Annotated in this window: 20 protein-coding genes; 12 read left to right on the plus strand and 8 right to left on the minus strand. The window is 69.1% G+C overall.

Annotated elements, in window-relative coordinates; genetic code table 11:
• The first annotated feature begins 19 nt into the window (after window positions 1–19).
• The 3 genes from ACGFI6_RS34880 to ACGFI6_RS34890 are packed head-to-tail and all read left to right on the plus strand — an operon-like array spanning window position 20 to window position 2,603.
• Window positions 20–862 (plus strand): carbohydrate ABC transporter permease, encoded by an 843-nt coding sequence (locus ACGFI6_RS34880; RefSeq protein WP_393126297.1) that lies wholly within the window; start codon window positions 20–22, stop codon window positions 860–862.
• Window positions 859–1,743, plus strand: coding sequence for a carbohydrate ABC transporter permease (locus tag ACGFI6_RS34885; RefSeq protein WP_393126299.1), 885 nt, complete (start codon window positions 859–861; stop codon window positions 1,741–1,743). Before ACGFI6_RS34880 ends, ACGFI6_RS34885 begins: the two co-directional genes overlap by 4 nt.
• Window positions 1,740–2,603, plus strand: a complete 864-nt coding sequence (locus ACGFI6_RS34890) for an NAD-dependent epimerase/dehydratase family protein (RefSeq protein ID WP_393126301.1) — start codon at window positions 1,740–1,742, stop codon at window positions 2,601–2,603. The genes ACGFI6_RS34885 and ACGFI6_RS34890 overlap by 4 nt, the downstream gene beginning before the upstream one ends.
• On the opposite strand, the gene ACGFI6_RS34895 is transcribed toward ACGFI6_RS34890, so the two are convergent.
• Window positions 2,576–3,574, minus strand: coding sequence for a LacI family DNA-binding transcriptional regulator (locus tag ACGFI6_RS34895; protein ID WP_393126303.1), 999 nt, complete (start codon window positions 3,572–3,574; stop codon window positions 2,576–2,578). The two genes, ACGFI6_RS34890 and ACGFI6_RS34895, sit on opposite strands and share 28 nt — an antisense overlap.
• 99 nt (window positions 3,575–3,673) lie before the next feature.
• Here ACGFI6_RS34895 and ACGFI6_RS34900 point away from each other — a divergent pair, with 99 nt between their 5' ends.
• From ACGFI6_RS34900 to ACGFI6_RS34930, 7 genes are all read left to right on the plus strand, one after another.
• Window positions 3,674–6,436: a sugar-binding protein gene (locus ACGFI6_RS34900; RefSeq protein ID WP_393126305.1), complete on the plus strand. Its 2,763-nt coding sequence runs from the start codon at window positions 3,674–3,676 to the stop codon at window positions 6,434–6,436.
• Between the two features lie 114 nt (window positions 6,437–6,550).
• Window positions 6,551–6,772: a biotin/lipoyl-binding carrier protein gene (locus tag ACGFI6_RS34905; protein WP_393126307.1), complete on the plus strand. Its 222-nt coding sequence runs from the start codon at window positions 6,551–6,553 to the stop codon at window positions 6,770–6,772.
• Between the two features lie 150 nt (window positions 6,773–6,922).
• Window positions 6,923–7,606 (plus strand): RNA polymerase sigma factor SigE, encoded by a 684-nt coding sequence (gene sigE, locus ACGFI6_RS34910; protein ID WP_393126308.1) that lies wholly within the window; start codon window positions 6,923–6,925, stop codon window positions 7,604–7,606.
• Entirely contained in the window at window positions 7,603–8,220 is a 618-nt protein-coding gene (locus ACGFI6_RS34915) for an anti-sigma factor family protein (protein ID WP_393126310.1), read from the plus strand. The genes sigE and ACGFI6_RS34915 overlap by 4 nt, the downstream gene beginning before the upstream one ends.
• Window positions 8,221–8,223: 3 nt before the next feature.
• Window positions 8,224–9,276 (plus strand): transcriptional regulator, encoded by a 1,053-nt coding sequence (locus tag ACGFI6_RS34920; protein ID WP_393126312.1) that lies wholly within the window; start codon window positions 8,224–8,226, stop codon window positions 9,274–9,276.
• An 84-nt stretch (window positions 9,277–9,360) separates the two neighbouring features.
• Window positions 9,361–10,884, plus strand: coding sequence for a trypsin-like peptidase domain-containing protein (locus tag ACGFI6_RS34925; protein ID WP_393126314.1), 1,524 nt, complete (start codon window positions 9,361–9,363; stop codon window positions 10,882–10,884).
• Between the two features lie 56 nt (window positions 10,885–10,940).
• On the plus strand, window positions 10,941–11,276 hold the full coding sequence (locus ACGFI6_RS34930) for a sec-independent translocase (RefSeq protein WP_393126316.1): 336 nt from the start codon (window positions 10,941–10,943) through the stop codon (window positions 11,274–11,276).
• On the opposite strand, the gene ACGFI6_RS34935 is transcribed toward ACGFI6_RS34930, so the two are convergent.
• Window positions 11,200–11,763, minus strand: a complete 564-nt coding sequence (locus ACGFI6_RS34935) for a nitroreductase/quinone reductase family protein (RefSeq protein ID WP_393126318.1) — start codon at window positions 11,761–11,763, stop codon at window positions 11,200–11,202. The two genes, ACGFI6_RS34930 and ACGFI6_RS34935, sit on opposite strands and share 77 nt — an antisense overlap.
• Window positions 11,760–12,218 carry a hypothetical protein gene (locus ACGFI6_RS34940; RefSeq protein ID WP_393126320.1) on the minus strand — a complete coding sequence of 153 codons (459 nt, stop codon included), beginning with the start codon at window positions 12,216–12,218 and terminating at the stop codon, window positions 11,760–11,762. Before ACGFI6_RS34940 ends, ACGFI6_RS34935 begins: the two co-directional genes overlap by 4 nt.
• 91 nt (window positions 12,219–12,309) lie before the next feature.
• Here ACGFI6_RS34940 and ACGFI6_RS34945 point away from each other — a divergent pair, with 91 nt between their 5' ends.
• On the plus strand, window positions 12,310–12,963 hold the full coding sequence (locus ACGFI6_RS34945; protein WP_393126322.1) for a TetR/AcrR family transcriptional regulator: 654 nt from the start codon (window positions 12,310–12,312) through the stop codon (window positions 12,961–12,963).
• Here the strand turns inward: ACGFI6_RS34945 and ACGFI6_RS34950 are convergent.
• The 5 genes from ACGFI6_RS34950 to ACGFI6_RS34970 are packed head-to-tail and all read right to left on the minus strand — an operon-like array spanning window position 12,895 to window position 17,395.
• Complete coding sequence (locus ACGFI6_RS34950; RefSeq protein ID WP_393126324.1) at window positions 12,895–14,040, minus strand: Mrp/NBP35 family ATP-binding protein; 1,146 nt, start codon at window positions 14,038–14,040, stop codon at window positions 12,895–12,897. The genes ACGFI6_RS34945 and ACGFI6_RS34950 overlap by 69 nt on opposite strands.
• Before the next feature lie 58 nt (window positions 14,041–14,098).
• The gene (locus ACGFI6_RS34955; RefSeq protein ID WP_393126326.1) at window positions 14,099–14,662 is read right to left on the minus strand and encodes a hypothetical protein; all 564 of its coding nucleotides are present in this window, start codon (window positions 14,660–14,662) and stop codon (window positions 14,099–14,101) included.
• Window positions 14,663–14,666: 4 nt separating this feature from the next.
• Window positions 14,667–15,566, minus strand: coding sequence for a zinc metalloprotease HtpX (gene htpX / locus ACGFI6_RS34960; RefSeq protein ID WP_393126328.1), 900 nt, complete (start codon window positions 15,564–15,566; stop codon window positions 14,667–14,669).
• A gap of 43 nt (window positions 15,567–15,609) precedes the next feature.
• Window positions 15,610–16,122, minus strand: coding sequence for a DUF1003 domain-containing protein (locus ACGFI6_RS34965; protein ID WP_393126329.1), 513 nt, complete (start codon window positions 16,120–16,122; stop codon window positions 15,610–15,612).
• Window positions 16,112–17,395 carry a magnesium transporter MgtE N-terminal domain-containing protein gene (locus ACGFI6_RS34970; protein ID WP_393126331.1) on the minus strand — a complete coding sequence of 428 codons (1,284 nt, stop codon included), beginning with the start codon at window positions 17,393–17,395 and terminating at the stop codon, window positions 16,112–16,114. The genes ACGFI6_RS34965 and ACGFI6_RS34970 overlap by 11 nt, the downstream gene beginning before the upstream one ends.
• A 168-nt stretch (window positions 17,396–17,563) precedes the next feature.
• Here ACGFI6_RS34970 and ACGFI6_RS34975 point away from each other — a divergent pair, with 168 nt between their 5' ends.
• A complete protein-coding gene (locus ACGFI6_RS34975; RefSeq protein ID WP_393126333.1) occupies window positions 17,564–18,532 on the plus strand; it encodes a helix-turn-helix domain-containing protein in 969 nt (322 codons plus the stop codon).
• The last annotated feature ends 66 nt before the right edge of the window (window positions 18,533–18,598 follow it).

Below are 18,598 nucleotides of genomic sequence, written 5' to 3' on the forward strand. Positions count from 1 at the left end.
GCGCAACGGAGTACCGGCAGTGCTGTTCGCACTGCCGGTGCTCCTGGTCTTCCTGGTGTTCTCGTGGGGCCCGATCGTCAAGGGCCTGGTGATGAGCGGGCAGCAGACCAACCTGGTCGATCCGGTCAAGTGGGTCGGGCTGGAGAACTTCCGCTACGTACTGACCGACCCCGGTGTCGGTCAGGCGGCGCTCAACACGGTCTGGTTCACCTTGCTGGCGCTGCTGTTCGGGTTCCCGGTTCCGGTGCTGCTGGCGATGTTCCTGTCCGAGCTGCGTGGCAGGTCCTGGCTCTACACCACACTGGCGTACCTGCCTGTCATCACGCCACCCGTGGTCGCCATCCTGCTCTGGCGGTTCTTCTACGACCCGTCGCCGAGTGGCATGTTCAACACGATCCTGGGCGTCTTCGGGCTCGGGCCGTACCCCTGGCTGGACAGTCCGTCGTCCGCGATGCCGTCGATCGTGCTGGAGGCGACATGGGCCGGTGCGGGCAACGCAGTGATCATCTACCTGGCCGCACTGACGTCGGTACGCGCGGACCTCTACGAGGCCGCCGAGCTGGACGGAGCAGGAGTGGTACGTCGCGTGTGGCACGTCATGCTGCCGCACCTGCGCAGCGTGCTGCTGCTGATGCTGCTCCTGCAGATCATCGGCACGATGCAGCTGTTCACCGAACCACTGCTGTTCACCGGCGGTGGACCACAGGGGTCGACCATGACGATTCTGCTGCTCATCTACAACTACGCCTTCGTGAACGGTGACTACGGCGCCGCTACCGCGTTGAGCGTCCTCTTGGCGCTGGTGCTCGCTGTACTGGCCGCGGTCTTCCAGCTGGCGACCCGTGGCTGGAGCACGGAGTGAGCGGGGACCGGGGTGCGCTGTCGGATGCGGACCGGCAGCTCAGCCGAGTACGGGTGCCATTCGTCATCGGACAGGTCGTCGTACTGATCGGCCTGCTGGTTGCCGGTCTCGGCCCGATGCTTTGGTTGTTCAAGGCAGCGATCTCGCCGACGCAGGACAGCATCCGTTCACCACTCGCCTGGTTCCCGTCCGGCAAGGTGCAGTGGGAGAACCTCGCTACTGCGTGGCAGCAGGGCCACATCGGCTACTACCTGACCAACACTGCCTACATCGCAGCAGGTACGGCGGTTGCGTCGCTGATCGTCTGTACGACGGCCGGCTACGTACTGAGCGTTCTACGCCCACGCTGGGGTTTCGTACTGTCCGCAGCGATCCTGGCGACGCTGTTCGTGCCGCACATCGTCTCGCTCGTCCCGCTGTACCTGACCGTGCTGAAGGTGCCGCTCGTGCACGCCAACCTGACCAACACGTTCTGGGCGGTCTGGCTGCCACCCGCGGCCAGTGCGTTCAACGTACTGATCGTGAAGCGCTTCTTCGACAGCATCCCGCGGGAGTACTTCGAAGCGGCACGGATCGACGGCGCCGGGTCGATCCGGGTGTTCACGTCCCTCGTACTCCCGCTGTCGCGGCCGATCCTCGGTGTGGTCGTGCTGCTCAGCATCATCTCCTCGTGGAAGGACTACCTGTGGCCCTTGCTGGTGCTGACGAACCCGGATCTGCAACCGGTCTCGGTGGCGTTGCCGAAGATCGCCAAGGTGACGGAGCTCAACATCCAGTTGGCGGGCCTGTTCCTGGCCCTGCTGATCCCGGTCCTGCTGTTCCTGGTCTTCCAGCGAGCATTTCTGCGTGGCGTGGGTCTGTCTGGGGGAATCAAGGCGTGAACCGGGTTCTCGTCACCGGTGCGGACGGATCGATCGGCCGTGCCGCGGTGAGTGGCCTGCAAGCAGCCGGGTACGACGTCGCCGGTCTCTCGCTGCGCTACGACCATGCGAGTACGGCCAACCGCGCACTGGTCGGCGACGCGCGTTCAGCGACGGATGTGAGCGCCGCACTCGACGGTGTGGACGCCGTACTGCACCTGGCCGCCATCCCGCATCCCAGCCTGGGTACGCCGGAGGAGGTGTTCGAGAACAACGTGGCGGCGACGTTCAACGTGCTGGCGCAGGCAGGACAGCAGGAGGTACGTCGTGCCGTCATCGCCAGCAGCATCAACGCGTTCGGCGTACCGATGAACGTGAACGACGTGGAGCCGGCGTACTACCCACTGGACGAGGAGGTGGAGGCTGACATCGCCGATGCGTACTCGTTGTCCAAGAGCGTCGACGAGCAGAGCGCACGGATGGCCTGGCGCCGATGGGGGACCGACGTGATCGCACTGCGCTTCCCGTTGGTGAAGGCCCGCGAGGAGCTGCTGAGGTTCGCCGCGATGGCCGAGCGCGACCCGTCGATCATGGCGCGGGAGGGCTGGGCGTACCTGGACCTGCGAGACGGCGTCCGGGCGATCATCGCTGCGCTCGAGTCACCTGTTCCCGGAGCGCACGTGGTGGGGCTCGCCGCCGACGACATCCTCATCGACCGGCAGACCGACGAGCTGTTGCGCAAATACGCGCCTGACGTGCCGCTGCGGCAGGCTGTGGAAGGACGTGGGTCGTTGGTCGACACCAGCCGAGCACGGGAGCTCCTTGGATTCGCCCCGGAGCACTCGATCCACGATCAGGCGGTGTCCGCGATGACCAGGTGAGGCTCGACGTACTCGACGCCGGGCCTGAGGTCGCCCTCCAGAAGCCGGTTGGCGACCAGGCGGCCGATCTCCTCGAGGCCGACGTCGATCGTGGTCAGGTGCCGGGTGCCGCGCTGGTCGTGCATCAGGCTCTCCCAGTTGTCGACGCCGACCAGTGCGACGTCATCGGGCACCTGGCGGCCGGCGGCCCGGACCACGCGCTCCACACCACGGCCGATCGCGTCGCTGCCGCAGAAGATCGCGTCCAGGTCGGGCACCTCGGCGAGCAGCTCGGCAGCGGCCTGCTCGCCCCACTCCTCACGCCAGCGCCCGAAGCGGACCGGTGCCGCCCAGTCCAGCCCGGCGTCGGCGAGGAGCTCGACGGCGCCCTCGGCCCGTCCCTGCGCGGCGATGTCGTGTGTCTCCGCGGTGATGTGCGCGATCCGCCGGCGGCCGCTCGACAGCAGATGGCTGATCGCGAGCCGGCCGATGGCGTGGTCGTCGGCGGTGATCGTGGTGTCCTGCGGATCCTCGGGGAGCGTGAACGCGTTGATCACCGGTACGTCGAACCGGCTGCTGAGCGACGGGGTGCGGAACGACGTACTGGTGCCGATCACGATCACGCCGTCGATCCGCCGGGCGCGCAGCTGCAGGATGCTCTCGGTGACGTCGTGCTGCTCCTCCATCCGCGCGTCGTACAGCAGGATGGCCTGCTCCTTGGCGCCGAGCTCGGTCGCGGCCGTCGCCAGCACCACGCGGGTGAACGGGTTCGACGCGCGGTGCGTGAGGACCCCGATGGTCTGGCTGCGGCCGCGGGCGAACGACCTGGCCAGCGCGTTGTGCCGGAAGCCGAGACGGTCCGCCGTCAGCCGCACATGCTCCCGGGTGGCCTCGGAGATTCGGTCTGTGCCGTTGAGCGCCTTGGACGCCGTGGACAGCGAGACTCCGGCCGCGGCGGCCACATCGGACAGCGTGATCACCTGGTCGGCCATCTGCCCATCGTAGTCAGCTCCGAGCCGTTGACAGGGCGTCGACGGCGTATCAGGGTGTGATCTGCGAAACCGCTTTCGCTCTCAGGGAGGAGAAACTCCATGACCCGTCGCCGCTCCGGCGCAGTCAGTCTTCTCACGGCCGGTTTGCTGCTGGCCGCCGTACTCCAGTCACCTGCCCGGGCCGCGACCACCGCGGCGCCGACCCTGACCATCACGCCGACCACGGTCGGCAACACCTTCACCGTCGGGCAGCAGGTGAAGCTGGGCTTCAGTACCGACGCCACGACCGTCAACTGGACTGTCCGCGACGCCGGCGGCACCGAGGTGGCCAAAGGCTCCGCAGCGGCCGCCACACTGCACGGCCAGCTCCCGTTGTCGATCAGTACGCCCGGCTGGTACCAGACCGATCTGACTGCGGTCGCCGCCGACGGTACGAGCACAGTCGGTGGTACGGACTTCGCCGTACTGACGCCGCACGACTTCTCGACCTCCACCGACACCCGCATCGGGGTCGCTGGTGCCCTTGGATTCAGCAGTGCGTCCAACCCCGGCCTGGAAGCCGTACCGCTGATGGCCAACGGCGGCATCTCCACCGACCGGGACGAGGCGTTCTGGGCGGCCGCGGAGGCCACCAAGGGCATCATCCAGTTCCCGCAGAACGTCAAGAACTACAAGGCCGCGCTGGACGCGAACCACGTCGATTTCCTGAACATCCTCGACTACGGCAACCCGCTCTACTACCCGGACGGGGCGCCGTCGACCGACGAGCAGCGGGCCGCGTTCACCCGGTACGCCGTGGCGGCCGTGGACGAGTTCGGTACCGAGCACACCACGTACGAGCTGTGGAACGAGTGGAACCTGCGGGACCCGAACGGTGCCGCGAAGGCCAGCCCGGAGAACTACGTCGCCCTACTGAAGTCGGTGAGCGCCGCAGTACGCGCGAAGCACCCGGACGTGAAGCTGACCGGCCCGTCCCTCGCGGTCATCAACGACTGGCAGGGCTGGTTCACGAAGTTCGCGGACCTCGGCGGGCTGGACTATGTGGACGCGGTGACGATCCACCCGTACGTGCAGCCGCTGGATCCGGAGGCCTCGGTCACGTACGTCAACACCATCCGCAGCATCATGGCCGCACACGGTTCCAGCAAGCCGATCTACATCAGCGAACAGGGCTGGGCCACCGGTACCAACCCGAGCGCGGTGTCGGAGCCGGCCCAGGCACGTGACCTCGTCCGCGGACAGTTGCTTGCGTACGGCAACGGTGTGGCGCGCTACAGCTCGTACAACTTCATGGACTCGGGCACGGACCCGTCGAACGTCGAGCACCGGTTCGGCATGGTGCGCAACCGGCTCGACCCGCGGGGCGCGCTCGTACCCAAGCCGTCGTACGTCGCGACCGCCGTACTTGCCCGTCAGATCGACGAGCTTCCGTTGGCCGGCGAGACGCGCTTCGGCACCAACGGGTACGACGTGGCGTTCAACGCCGGTGGCGGACAGAGCGTGCACGCAGTCTGGTCGACCACGCCGGGTCTGGTGAACCTGGCGGCGCCGGCCGGTTCACAGGTCCAGATCACCAGCCTGTACGGCGAAACGAGCACGCTGACCGCCGACGCGGGGGGACACGTGTGGGCGACGGCCGGACCGGAGCCGTTCTACGCGCGCGGTGCGATCAGCGGTGTGGCGCCGTCCAACCGGTTCGCGCTGTCGGTGGCACCGGAGATCGCCGGCGATCCAGCCACGGGCACGCTGACGTTCAGCAATCCGGATGCGGTGGCGCACTCGTTCAGCGTGGCTGCTGGTGGGACCGACACGAGCGGCTCGGCCGCAGCGGGTGCTACTGCTATGACAGCTGTGACGTACCCGGCGCAGAACTCCACGGGCGCTCGTACGTACTCGGCCAAGATCACTGTGGACGGTCTAGCGGTCGCCCTGGTGTCTACGACAGGTACGGCGACGCCACCGCTGTCCGTGACGGCGTCACACGTACTGAACGGGAGTGGGAAGGACCTGCTGCGATTCCGGGTCACCAATGCGTCCTCTCATGGGTTGACGCTTGCTGGGTTGGACTGGGCATCCGGTACGTCGTCCGGGACCCTGCTGGCGGGCTGCACGATCGGTGCGAACGCCACACACGAGGTGGACGTGCCGCTGAGCCTCACTGGTCCGTCAACCTGGTCTGCCAGCCTGCGGCGATCCGGGGAGGCCACCATCACGGCGTCCGGCAAGCTCACAGCTCTAGCCGGCCCCACTGTCGCCAAGCGGCACACGGTGAAGCTGGATGGGGTCATCGACACGGCAGTCGCGGCAGAGCCCGCGATCGCGCTCGAAGGGACCGGTACGCCGCCGGTCACCGGTTGGGGTGGCCCGACTGACCTGTCCGGGTCGCTGTGGCTCACACACGACGACCAAAACCTGTACCTGTCAGCCAAGGTGACCGACGACGTGTTCTCGCAACCGAACCGCGACGGCAACATCTGGGGCGGCGACGGCATCCAGCTCGGGATGACGGCCGGTGCGCCGGGTGAGGCCACCGCGACCCAGGAGATCGGTGTGGCGCTGACGGATGCCGGTCCGGTGGACACGTGGCGCTGGACACCGACAACCCAGGCCGGTACGCCGCCCGGTGTCCAGGCGAAGGTCGTACGGGACGCGGCTGCGCACACCACGACGTACGAGATCGCAGTCCCGTGGAGAACGCTCGGGTTCGCCGCGAAGGACCGGCTGCTGTCGGCGACCGTCGTGGTCAACGAGAACGACGGCACCGGCCGGCGTGGCTGGCTGAGCTGGGGCAAGGGCGTCGCGGAGACCAAGAACCCAGCGCTGTTCAACGCGATCCAGTTGACGCCTTCCGCTGTCGGGTAGCCGCCCACTGACCTGCCGTAGGTGCCCCTGTAAGCGCTGTCCGAGGGGCACCTACGCCAGGACCCGCACCACCCGCCTAGGATTGGCCGCGGGGACAACGGGAGGGAGCGCGACTTGAGTCACACCGTGCTGGCCGAGCTGGTGGCCAACGTGCTGAAGGTCACGGTCAAGGCCGGCGACACGGTGGGCCCGGAGACCACGCTGGTCATCCTGGAGTCGATGAAGATGGAGATCCCGGTGCTGGCCGAGGTGGCCGGCACCATCACCGAGCTAAAGGTCACCGAGGGCGAGGTCGTCCGCGACGGCGACCCGATCGCAGTCATCCAGGAAAGCTGATTCAACCGAAATGGCCTCTCGCACGTCTTTAGAGGTGGAGGCGCCGGGCGGGAACTTCCGGTCGGGGCGCCGCGTTGAGCCGACGTACGAACAAACCAGGGTCCGACCCGGGTTTTCCCGACGTGCGCAGAGGACGGTGACCGCGGCACCATGGCCTTCACGCTCATTGCCGAGAAGACCCAGGGAGGCGTTGCGGTGAAGCCGTTCAACACCTCGACGGCACCCGTCCCGGAGTCCGCGCCGCAACCGGCGCCGGACGTGCTGCCGTCGTGGGACGAGATCGTCCGCACGCACTCCACCCGCGTCTACCGGCTGGCTTACCGGCTGACCGGCAACAAGCACGACGCCGAGGACCTGACCCAGGAAGTCTTCGTCCGGGTCTTCCGCTCGCTGTCGTCGTACACGCCGGGCACCTTCGAGGGCTGGCTGTACCGGATCACCACGAACCTGTTCCTGGACGGCGCCCGCCGCAAGCAGCGGATCCGCTTCGACGGCCTGCCCGAGGACGCCCACGACCGGCTGCCGGCCAAGGGCGAGGGCCCGGCCGAGAAGCTGGACTCGGACCTGTTCGACCACGACGTGCAGGACGCGCTCGACGCGCTGCCCGAGGACTTCCGCGCCGCCGTCGTGCTGTGCGACATCGAGGGCATGACGTACGACGAGATCGCCGACGTCCTGGACGTGAAGCTCGGCACCGTCCGCAGCCGGATCCACCGCGGCCGGTCGATGCTGCGCAAGCACCTGGAGCACCGGGCCCCGCGGTCCGGCCAGACCCGCGTCGGCGGCCCGCCCACCGACGGCGGCCTGCTCGGTGAGAGCGGTGACCTCGGATGACGCACCCGCTGGACAAGCTCAGCGGCGTCGTCGACGGTGCCCTCGACCACGACTCGCGTGACAAGGTCCTGAGCCACCTGGTCGGCTGTGACAGCTGCCGGTCCGAGGTGGACGCACAACGCCGGCTCAAGGCCCGGATGGCGACGCAGGATGCCCCGGAGCCGTCTCTCGACCTGATGCAGCGCCTGATGGGCGTCTCGTCGTTCTCGACCGAGCCGCGGGAGGAGGTCCGTCCGGTGCTGACACCGGCGGTCGGCCTGTTCCCGCAGCGGTCCGCGTTCCCGGCCGGGCGTACAGGTGGCACCCGGCCGGGAGCCACCCGCGGCAGCCGCTCCCGCCGTCGCGCCGGCGTCCTGGGTGCGGCCGGCTCGGCCGCCGCGGTCGCCTCCCTGCTCGGTACGGCGTTCGTCGTCGGCGACCCGTCCCGCTCGGAGCAGCCCCCGACGCTGCAGCCGCCGGTGGCGAGCTTCTCGTCCGACCACGCCTCCACCAGCGGTGGAGCACCGTTCGCCGACCCGGTCGGACTGATGAGCACCTACAGCCCGACCGGCTACGCGGGGCTCAACCAGACCCTGGGCTCGACGGTGCGGCCGGTGGCCCTGACAGGACGCTGACCGGTGAGCCTGTCCCGGCTCGCCATCCTGGTCAGCACCGCCCTGATCGGCTTCGGCCTGCCCACGTCCGCGGCCGCCGTACCGGATTTGACGAAGGCGGACTCACCGAGCGCGGTGAACTGGCTGCGCCGGGCCGCCGCCGCGCCGAACCACATCTCGTACCACGGCACCCAGGTGATCACCGCCTGGGGACCGAAGGGTGCCAGCTCGGCGACGCTCGAGATCGTGCATGCTGCCTCGCAGGGCTCCGAGATCAGCGTGCTCGGCTCGTCCGCGCCCGGCGCGAAGGCGTTCGTGCAGCGCGCCACCACCACGGACGCCGCGATCGACGGCGGCCCGTTGGCGCTGCTGCAGGCGACGTACCAACTGGTGGACAAGTGCTGCACCGACCTGATCGGCCGGCACGCGGTGCTCGTGGAGGCGCTCCGCGACGACGGGACGCTGGCTGCCCGGTTCTGGATCGACAAGGCGAGCGGGCTGCTGCTGCAGCGCCAGCTGTTCGGTACGGACGGCCAGACGCAGGCGCGCGCCACGGTCTTCACGGAGCTGGAGATCGAGGGGTCCGAGTTCCTCGGGCACCTGCCGCCGATGCAGCCCAGCGGCGTCCAGGCGGTCGGGATGGGCAAGGTCGACAACCTGCGCTCGGACGGCTGGGTCTGCGCCCCCGAGCTGCCCGCCTCCCTCAAGCTGTACGACGTCCACCAGGACACCAGTAACGACTCCCTGCAGTTCTCGTACTCCGACGGGCTGTTCAACGTCTCGCTGTTCGAGCAGCGCGGCACGCTGGATCCGTCCGCGGTGGACGGCTTCAGCACCACCGACAGCCCCGGTGTGCACGTGCGGTACGGCATGCCGTCGTACGTCGTCTGGTCGTCCGGTGGGATCGTCTACACGCTGATCGGCGACCTGCCGCCGAGCCAGCTCGGACAGGTGGTGAGGTCGTTCCCGCACGACCTCCCGGAGAAGCTGTCCGCGATCCAGCGGCTGGGAACCGGGCTGGCGAAAATCGCGACCTGGCTCACTCCGATGGGTGCACTCTCGCCGAAGCTGGGATAATCAGATCTGGAAGCCCCTCCGGTTACCTCCGGGGCCGGGGCTCCCGACCGAAGACAACGACCAAGACGTGAGGCGGGGACCGTCATGAGCGACGACGCCGAGCCGACAGTTCCGAACCCGGCCACCGCGGAACCGACCGCGGTGCTGCCGACCGCACCCGTTCCGGGAACCGACGCCCCGCCTGCTCCGGGTGCGGATGGCTCGGCGCTGACTGCGTTGACGCCGCCGCCGCTGGGCACCGGCAACACCCCGCTGCGGACGCCGAGCTCCGATGCCGCGTACCGGCAGACCAACGGCGCCTCGGCCGGCAGTCTCTCCAACGGCAGCCTGTCCGGCGCGCAGGCCAACGGCGGGCGTTCGACCACGCAGCGCAGCTTCGGGCGGCCCGAGCCGCAGCAGGGGACGTTCCGCCCGGTGTACCAAGGGCAGGCGTGGCCGACCGAGCAGCCGCAGTACCGCCCCGCGTACCTCCCGCCGCCCCCGAGTGACTGGCACCAGCAGCAGGCCCGCTCGTACACGCCCGAGCCGCCGAAGGTGAACCGGATCGTCACGATCGCGGCGCTGGTCGCGCTCGTCATCGGTGTCATCGCCGGCGCCGGTGCGGCCACTGCCGTGGTCGCGCTCGGCGGCCGAGACGCTCCGATCACCGCCCAGCCCGATCCGCCGGTCGGCACCGGAGCGGACCCGAAGATCCGGACCGGCTCGGTCTCCGCGGTCGCCGCGACCCTGCTGCCGAGCGTCGTGCAGTTGCGGGTCCAGGGCTCGGACAACTCCGACGCCACCGGCTCCGGCTTCGTGATCGACAACGTCGGGCACATCCTGACCAACAACCACGTGGTCGCGGGCGCCGCCAAGGGCGGCTCGATCCAGGTCGTCACCAACGACAACAAGACCGCGACCGCACGGCTCGTCGGGCGCTCTCCGGCGTACGACCTGGCGGTCGTCCAGGTGGCCGGCCTGACCGCGCCGTCGGTGAAGTTCGGGCAGTCCGCCGCGGCGGTCGTCGGGCAGGACGTGGTGGCGATCGGTTCACCGCTCGGCCTGGCCGGTACGGTCACGTCGGGCATCATCTCGGCGAAGAACCGCCCGGTGACGACCGGCGACGACACCGGCCAGGCGTCCTCTTACATCAGCGCCCTGCAGACCGACGCCGCGATCAACCCGGGCAACTCGGGCGGGCCGCTGGTCGACATGAACGCGCGGGTGATCGGGGTCAACTCCGCGATCGCCACGGTGCGCGGCGCCGAGGAGGGGCAGAGCGGCAGCATCGGGCTCGGGTTCGCGATCCCGATCGACCAGGCCCGGCGGACCGCCCAGCAGCTGATCGCCAACGGCCAGGCGTCGTACCCGGTGATCGGGGCGAGTGTGGACATGACGTTCGAGGGTGGCGGCCGGGTCAGCGCCGTGACTCCGAACTCGCCTGCCGCGCGGGCGGGCCTGCGGCTCGGTGACGTGATCACCGCGATCAACAGCGAGCCGGTGGACAGCGCCGAGGTGCTGATCGTCGCGATCCGCACGCATCAGCCGGGGGAGGCCGTGCGACTCGCCTTCGAGCGCGGCGGCCATGCCCGGACGGTTACGCTCACTCTCGGCCAGCAGATCGGCTGAGCGCCATTGACCAGCTACGGGTTAGGCTGGTCCGGAACGTACGGAGAGGTGGGGACATGTTCGGCATCGGGCCACTCGAACTGGTCGTGATCGCGATCGTTGCCGTACTCGTCTTCGGACCGGATCGGCTGCCGGAGTTCGCCCGGACGGCGGGCCGGCTGTTGCGGCAGGTCCGGCAGATGGTCAACAACGCGCAGAACGATCTGCGCAGCGAGCTTGGTCCGGAGTTCGCCGACCTCGAGCTCCAGGACCTGAACCCGAAGAACTTCGTTCGCAAACACCTGCTCGACCCGATGGACGAGGACGAGAAGGCGGTCACCGAGTTCTCGGACTCGACGCCGCAGCGCCTTCCGGCCGGCGCGAAGCCGCCGTTCGATCCCGAGTCGACCTGACCGCTCCCGCGGGGCGGATCCGGAAGACCGGGTAGCGGTCGGCGATCGCCGCGAGGTCGGCGGCCGATGCGTGCCTGTCGACCGGAAAGTGCGGCCGCGCGCCCGGCGCGATGTCCAGATAGCGGCGGAGGATCGGCGGCCGGTCTGCCGCGGGTACTTCGTCCAGCTGGACTGCCTCGGCGCCGCGCCGGTGCAGGACTGCGCGCCCCTCGGCGGCATTGACGTTCAGCACCCAGTTCGCGTGCGCGCCGAGCATCGAGACCAAGTAGCGGCCGCCGTCGTACTCGGCGACCGCGACCGGTAGCCGCACCGGGCGGCCGCTGAGCCTCCCGGTGACCTCCAGCGTCATCGCGCAGCGGGGTACGAGAAGTCCGCTGCTGTGCTGCAACCGAGCGATCCAGTTGATCGCCAGCGCCAGCCGGCTGGGCCGGCCGCCGCGGTACAGCCTTCGTTTCAGTGCGTGCAGCTGTCGGGTCAGCGCCCTCATCGCCGCGCGCGGGCGAATCCGGCGCAGGCCAGCACGCCTGCGACCGCGGGCAGCAGGGCGATAATCCCCCAGACGGGCGGGAACGGGTGCACGCCGTACTCGCTGGCGAAGAGCAGGGTCAGGCCCAGGGCGAGCGTGATCAGCACCGCCAGCCCCGCGGCTCCAGTTGCGACCAGGCGAGGCGTCCGCGCGAGGGCCGCGGCCAGTACCCACATCAGTACGTTGATGACGGCCGCCGTGTACACCAGGCCGTAGATGGTCCCTGACGTCACGTCCTTGCCGTGCGCGGCGTAGCCGGCCGCCGCGTGGTCGAGCAGGCTGTGCCCGCCGCCCTGGTCCACAACTGCGGCGACGGCCAGCACCAGCGAGAGCAGGACCGCGAGCATCGCCGTGCCACGTCCGGGCGCTGCCTTCGAGCGCAGCGTCGAAGGATTTTCAGATAGTGACTGTCTCATGCAAGTGACTGTACAAACGACGCTCGTCGCTGGTCAAGGAATTTGAGAGAGTCACTTGCTGAAGCGTGCAACTGTCCCTAAGCTCGGAGGCATGGCAACCGGTCTGCGGGAACGCTGGCGTGTGAAGGCGCGGCGAACGATTCAGGAGCGCGCGCTCGACCTGTTCGACGAGCGTGGGTTCGGCGCGGTGACGATCGAGGAGATCGCGGCCGCGGCCGAGGTGTCGCCCTCGTCGGTCTACCGGTACTTCGGCACCAAGGAAGGGCTGATCGTCGCCGACGAGTTCGACACGATGAGCGAGGAGGCGCTCGCGGAGCTCTTCGACCCCGCGGACCCGGTCGGCGCCATGATCCAGATCGTCCGCGACTACGAGGCGGTGCCGTCCGACGGCGAGCCGATCCCGTGGCGCCGGATTCGGTACTTCTTCAAGGAACCGCTGGTCAGGACGGCGTTCTGTGCGTCACTGGACCGCGCGAGTCAGCGGATCGCGCCCCTCATGACCGGCGGGCACCTCAGCGAGACACAGGCCCGGGTGGCGGCGAACGCGCTCGTTTTCGGGTACTTCTCGGCCCTGGAGCAGTGGTACGTCGACGGTGGTGTCAGGCCCGTCGCGCAGTACGTCGAGGAAGGTCTCGACGTACTGCGTCCGATCTGGTCAGCTGCGACCGGCAGCGAGTCAGCGGCCGGCGGGGGAGAGACCCAGCTGACGGCCGAGCAGACCGCGGGGCTTGCCGCCGAGCGTTGAGGCGATCTTCTCGAGAACCTGGGCGGCCGGGGTGTCCGGGTCGGCCATCGTGAGCGGCTGACCGAGGTCACCGCCGGAGCGCAGCCGCTCGTCGAGCGGGATCTCGCCGAGCAGCGGGATCGTGTACCCGAGGCGGGCGGAGAGGGTCTCGGCGACCCGCGTACCGCCGCCGGTGCCGAAGATCTCGATCCGGTGCTCGGGACCGCAGTGCGGGCAGGGCAGGTACGACATGTTCTCGACCACGCCCGCGACCCGCTGGTGCACCATCTGCGCCATCGTCCCGGCCCGCTCGGCGACCTCCGCGGCCGCCTCCTGCGGGGTCGTCACGACGATCACCTCGGCGCTGGTCAGCCGCTGGCCGACAGAGATCGCGATGTCACCGGTGCCCGGCGGGAGGTCCAGGAGCAGGACGTCCAGGTCGCCCCAGTACACGTCGGCGAGCATCTGCACGAGCGCGCGGTCCAGGATCGGGCCGCGCCAGGCGACCACCTGGTCGCGCTTCGGCTTCAGCATGCCGATCGAGATCACCTTCACGCCGTGCGCGGGCACCGGCATGATCATGTCGTCCACGGCGGTCGGGCGCTCGTCCGCGACGCCGAACATGGCCGGCACCGAGTGGCCGTAGATGTCCGCGTCCAGGACGCCGACCGACAGGCCCTGCCGTGCCATCGCGACGGCCAGGTTCACGGTCACCGACGACTTGCCGACACCGCCCTTGCCGGACGCGATCGCGAACACCTTGGTCAGCGAGTCCGGCCGCGAGAACGGGATCTCCTTCTCGGCGACGCCGCCGCGCAACTGCGTCTGCAGGGCCGACCGCTGCTCGGCCGACATCACGCCGAGGTCGATCTCGACTCCGGTGACGCCGTCGAGTTTGCTCACCGCGGCCGTGACATCGCGCCGCAGCGTGTCCTTCATCGGACAGCCGGCGACGGTCAGCAGTACCCGGACGGCGACCACACCGTCCTCACGAACGACAACGGACTCGACCATCCCCAGGTCCGTGATCGGCTTCTTGATCTCGGGATCGAGCACTCCACCGAGCGCCGCGGTCACCTGCTCAGCAGTGGCAGCCATGCCCCAAGGCTACGTGCTCCCCCCACCACACCCGACCCCAGTCCATGTGACGCTCACTTCACAGGCCGGGGGCGCCGTAGATGGGGAACCAGCGGGAGAGGTCTTGTTCGAAGTTGAGGTCGGTGCCTACTACGGACTTGATTTGGAGTTCTTTGGCGTTGTCGCGGCGGTCTGGGCCTACTGGGACGAAGGGGTACCAGGAGCCTCGTTTGTAGAGGTAGACGAGGCCCAGGGACTCGGTGCCGTTGGTGAAGGCGACCAGGGTGCAGAGGAGGGCGTTGCCGAAGCCGGCGTCGACCAGCGATGTGTTGACGGCGTGCAGGTCGGTGACCAGGGTCTCCAGGTCGTCCGGGGACGTCTGCCGGACCAGCCAGGTGAAGCCGTACGAGTCCGTCGTACTGGTGAACTTGCCGTTGTCGAGCGCGAGCAGCTTGTCGACCTCGTCGCGGAGCGTCGAGAACCCGCCGCCCTCGGCCGCCTTGAAGCAGACCGAACCGCTGCCAGTCGGACGGTAGTCGGCCGCGGTCTCCAGCGTGATCGCGGCCGACGGAAGCGAGAACAACTGATCGAGGTTCGGCGGCACAGCCTTGCTGCGCCCGAGCAGAATGTCGAGAAGTCCCATGTGTCTAAGCTTGCTCGCCCAGCTCGCGGGAGAGGACACCGAGGCGGTCCAGGCGTGTCTCGAGCGACGGGTGCGTCGAGAACAGGGCCGAGACGCTCTTGCCGCCGGAGATCGCGGGGGCGAAGAAGAACGCGTTGAACGCCTGTGCCTGGCGCAGGTCCCGCGACGGTATCCGCGCTATGTCGCCGCTGATCTTGGTCAGTGCCGACGCGAGCGTGGACGGTCTGCCGGTGAGCATCGCCCCGGCCCGGTCGGCGGCCAGTTCGCGGTAGCGCGACAGGGCGCGGGTGAGCAGGAACGAGATCGCGTAGACGGCGATCGACACCGCGATGACCGTCAGCATCACGAGGGCCGCGTTCTGGTCGCGGTTGCCGCGCCCGAGGCCGCCGTACAGCCCGAAGCGGGTGATGAGCCCGGCCAGTACGCCGAGGAAGGACGCGATCGTCATCACCGCGACGTCGCGGTGCGCGACGTGCGAGAGCTCGTGCGACAGCACGCCCTCGAGCTCGTCGGCGTCCAGCCGGCGCATGATGCCGGTGGTCACACAGACGACGGCGTTCTTCGGGTTGCGGCCGGTGGCGAAGGCGTTCGGCAGGTCGACGTCGGCGATCGCGACCCGCGGCTTCGGCATGTCGGCGAGCGCGCAGAGCCGGTCGATCGCGCCATGCAGCTGCGGCGCCTCCTCGGGCGTCACGATCCGCCCGTGCATCGCGTACAGCGCGATCTTGTCGGAGAACCAGTACTGCACGAACAGCGCACCGCCGGCGATGATCACAGCCAGCACCGCACTGCTCGTCAGCGCGATCAGCAGCGCCACGAAACCCACGTACAGCAGTCCGAGCAGGAAGCTCGTGATCACCATCCGGCTGGAAAGCCCCCGGTCGGGCGCGAATCGAGTCTTCATCCCACGTCCTTCTTCCTCACCTGATAGTGAGCCTAGCTCGGGGTCAAACCCGATCGTCCTCGCGCGTGTCGAGGTCGGCGAGCAGCGAGCGGAGCTCGGAGCGCAGGAAGTCGCGGGTGGCGACCTCGCCGACCGCCATCCGCAGTGACGCCATCTCGCGGGCCAGGAACTCCATGTCCGCACGGGTCCGGGCGTCGACGGCGCGGTCGCGCTCGTACTGCACCCGGTCGCGGGCCTCCTGCCGGTTCTGCGCGAGCAGGATCAGCGGAGCCGCGTACGACGCCTGCAGGCTGAGCGCGAGGGTGAGGAAGATGAACGGGTACTGGTCGAACCGGATGCTCTCCGGCGCGAAGATGTTCCAGCCGATCCAGAACAGGATCGTCACGGTCATGTAGACCAGGAACTGCCCGGTGCCGAGGAACCGCGCGATCCGCTCGGACAGCCGGCCGAACGCGTCCGCGTCGTACGTCGGCCGCGGTACGAACGTCCGCCGCCAGTCCCGCGGTACGTCGAGCCGGGAGGTCCCGCGGGGCATCCTGCGGTCGTCACGGGGCATCGTGGGCCACCTCCTGCGGCGTGTCGGGCTGATCAGGGTGGTCGTGCTCACGCCAGTCGTCGGGGAGCAGGTGGTCGAGTACGTCGTCGACGGTGACCGCACCGATCAGCCGGCCCTCGTCGTCGAGCACTGGTGCCGAGACCAGGTTGTACGTCGCCAGGTACTTGCTGACCGTCTGCAGGCTGTCGTCCGGCCGCAGTCCGTCGAGGTCGGTGTCGAGTACGGCGGAGACCAGCTCGGACGGGGGTTCGCGGAGCAGCCGCTGGATGTGACCGATGCCGATGAACCGTCCGGTCGGCGTCTCCAGCGGGGGACGGCAGACGTAGATCATGGCGGCCAGTGCGGGACTCAGGTCCGCGTTACGTACGTGCGCCAGCGCATCAGCCACCGTGGCATCCACGGGCAGGATGACGGGCTCCGACGTCATCAGACCGCCGGCGGTGTGCTCCTCGTACGTGAGCAGCCGCCGCACGTCCTCTGCTTCTTCTGGCTCCATGAGCGTCAGCAGCCGCTCGGCCGTCTCGGTAGGCAGCTCCGCGATCAGGTCGGCCGCGTCGTCGGGGGACATCTCCTCCAGGACGTCGGCGGCGCGTTCGGTGTCCAGACCGGCCAGGATCTCGACCTGGATGTCCTCGGGCAGCTCCTCGAGTACGTCGGCCAGCCGCTCGTCGTCCAGCGCAGCCGCGATCTCCTTGCGCCGCTTGGCGGACAGGTCGTGCAGTACGCCGGCGAGGTCGGCCGCACGCATCGAGTCGAAGGCAGCCAGGATGTGTGTCGCGCCCTGTCCCTCCTCGACCTGGGTGAACCCGCTGACGTCGGTCCAGTCGAGCACGTGGGTCTGACCGCGCCGGCGGAACCGTTTGGATCCCTCCCGCACAGCGACCTTGGTCAGCAGCCAGTCGCGGGTCCGCCACTGCTCCATGGCCATGTCGTACACGACCGCGGTGCCGCCCGTGTCGGCCAGCGTGACTGTCCGGTCGAGCATCTCGCCCAGTACGAGCACCTCGGTCGCCCGCTGCTCGAAACGGCGCATGTTGAGCAGGCCGGTCGTGATGACGTGGCCGATGTCGACCGAGGTGACCCTGGTCATCGGCAGGAAGATGCGGCGCCGGGTGAACACCTCGACGACCAGCCCGAGGACACGCGGCGGCTGGTCGCCCTGGCGCAGCATGGCGACCACGTCCCGTACCTTGCCGACCTGGTCCCCGTTCGGGTCATACACCGGCAGACCGGCCAGCCGTGCGACATAAACCCGCGACGGTGATCCGCTCATCCCCGTCCTCGCTCCGCTCCGGGCGGGGATGAGCGGACCGCCGCTCTGTGCTGTCCGATGAACTCGCTTCGCTCGTTCATGCCCGAAGGCTAACCCGGCGGACCGGCGTCCCGGCTCAGGACGCTTCGTAGACTTCTGCTCCTCGGGTCAGATCGGAGTGGGGTGGGGATGCTGGGATCCACCGGACTGGGCGTGGACGAGGAGACGGCGTACCTGGAGCTGGTCCGCCGGGGCGGGGCGTCGCCGGCCGACCTTGCCAAGCGGCTCGGGCTGTCCGAGCCGGACGTCGAGCGGACGGTCGGCGTACTGCTGGCGGAGGGCTTCGTGCACCGGACGCCGGCGCCGGGCGAGCTGATCGTGCCGGTGCCACCGGAGCTGGCCGTGGAGCACCTGATCCTGCGGCAGGAGGAGGAGTTCGAACGGATCCGCAAGGCGGCGTACCGGCTGGCGGCCGAGGCGAGCCGCCAGACCGGCGCCCGGCGGACCGAGGAGCTGATCGAGATCGTCGCCGGTGAGACGGCGGTCGGGCTGGCGTTCGACCGGGTGCAGCGGACCGCCCGTGCCGAGATGCGCGAATTGGTGGCCCCGCCGTACGTCGCCTCAGCTGAGGTGAACAGTACGCAGCTGGCCCGGCAGGGAGCTGGTGTGGCGTACCGGGTGGTGTACGACAACTCCGCCCTCGCCGACCCGGTGCTGGCAGCCAGTGCGGTCAGCCACGTCCGGGCGGGGGAGCGGGCCCGCATCGCTGACGTACTGCCAACCAAGCTGGCGATCGCGGACCGGGAGCTGGCACTGCTCCCGCTGGACTGGGCGACGCCGGCACAGGACGCGGCGCTGCTGGTGCACCCGTGCAGCCTGCTGGACGCACTGGTCGCGCTGTTCGAGACAGTGTGGAACAGGGCCAGCCCGCTGTCCGTGACCGACTCCGACGAGCTACAGGCGGAGGAGGCGATGTCCGCCGAGGACAGGCACCTGTTGTCGCTGCTGGTCGCAGGACTGACCGACGACGCCGCAGGGGCCCGGCTGGGCATCAGCCGCCGCACAGTGGCCCGCAGAGTCCAGCAGCTAATGGAACAGACCCACTCCCGCTCCCGCCTCCAACTGGGCTGGCACGCCCGCGACCGAGGCTGGCTGTGACCGGATTGGTCGTGACCCGTTTGCGCCAGCCAGATCCATAGCAGCAGGGCACGGGAGCCACATGTA

It is taken from the genome of Kribbella sp. NPDC048928, assembly GCF_043197975.1.
Lineage (GTDB): Bacteria > Actinomycetota > Actinomycetes > Propionibacteriales > Kribbellaceae > Kribbella.

Coding starts and splice junctions, on each gene's coding strand:
- ACGFI6_RS34895 (WP_393126303.1), bottom strand. CDS start 3,574: ATGGCCGACCAGGTGATCACGCTGTCCGATGTGGCCGCCGCGGCCGGA.
- ACGFI6_RS34900 (WP_393126305.1), top strand. CDS start 3,674: ATGACCCGTCGCCGCTCCGGCGCAGTCAGTCTTCTCACGGCCGGTTTG.
- sigE (WP_393126308.1), top strand. CDS start 6,923: ATGGCCTTCACGCTCATTGCCGAGAAGACCCAGGGAGGCGTTGCGGTG.
- ACGFI6_RS34915 (WP_393126310.1), top strand. CDS start 7,603: ATGACGCACCCGCTGGACAAGCTCAGCGGCGTCGTCGACGGTGCCCTC.
- ACGFI6_RS34925 (WP_393126314.1), top strand. CDS start 9,361: ATGAGCGACGACGCCGAGCCGACAGTTCCGAACCCGGCCACCGCGGAA.
- ACGFI6_RS34930 (WP_393126316.1), top strand. CDS start 10,941: ATGTTCGGCATCGGGCCACTCGAACTGGTCGTGATCGCGATCGTTGCC.
- ACGFI6_RS34935 (WP_393126318.1), bottom strand. CDS start 11,763: ATGAGGGCGCTGACCCGACAGCTGCACGCACTGAAACGAAGGCTGTAC.
- ACGFI6_RS34940 (WP_393126320.1), bottom strand. CDS start 12,218: ATGAGACAGTCACTATCTGAAAATCCTTCGACGCTGCGCTCGAAGGCA.
- ACGFI6_RS34945 (WP_393126322.1), top strand. CDS start 12,310: ATGGCAACCGGTCTGCGGGAACGCTGGCGTGTGAAGGCGCGGCGAACG.
- ACGFI6_RS34950 (WP_393126324.1), bottom strand. CDS start 14,040: ATGGCTGCCACTGCTGAGCAGGTGACCGCGGCGCTCGGTGGAGTGCTC.
- ACGFI6_RS34955 (WP_393126326.1), bottom strand. CDS start 14,662: ATGGGACTTCTCGACATTCTGCTCGGGCGCAGCAAGGCTGTGCCGCCG.
- htpX (WP_393126328.1), bottom strand. CDS start 15,566: ATGAAGACTCGATTCGCGCCCGACCGGGGGCTTTCCAGCCGGATGGTG.
- ACGFI6_RS34965 (WP_393126329.1), bottom strand. CDS start 16,122: ATGCCCCGTGACGACCGCAGGATGCCCCGCGGGACCTCCCGGCTCGAC.
- ACGFI6_RS34970 (WP_393126331.1), bottom strand. CDS start 17,395: ATGAGCGGATCACCGTCGCGGGTTTATGTCGCACGGCTGGCCGGTCTG.
- ACGFI6_RS34975 (WP_393126333.1), top strand. CDS start 17,564: ATGCTGGGATCCACCGGACTGGGCGTGGACGAGGAGACGGCGTACCTG.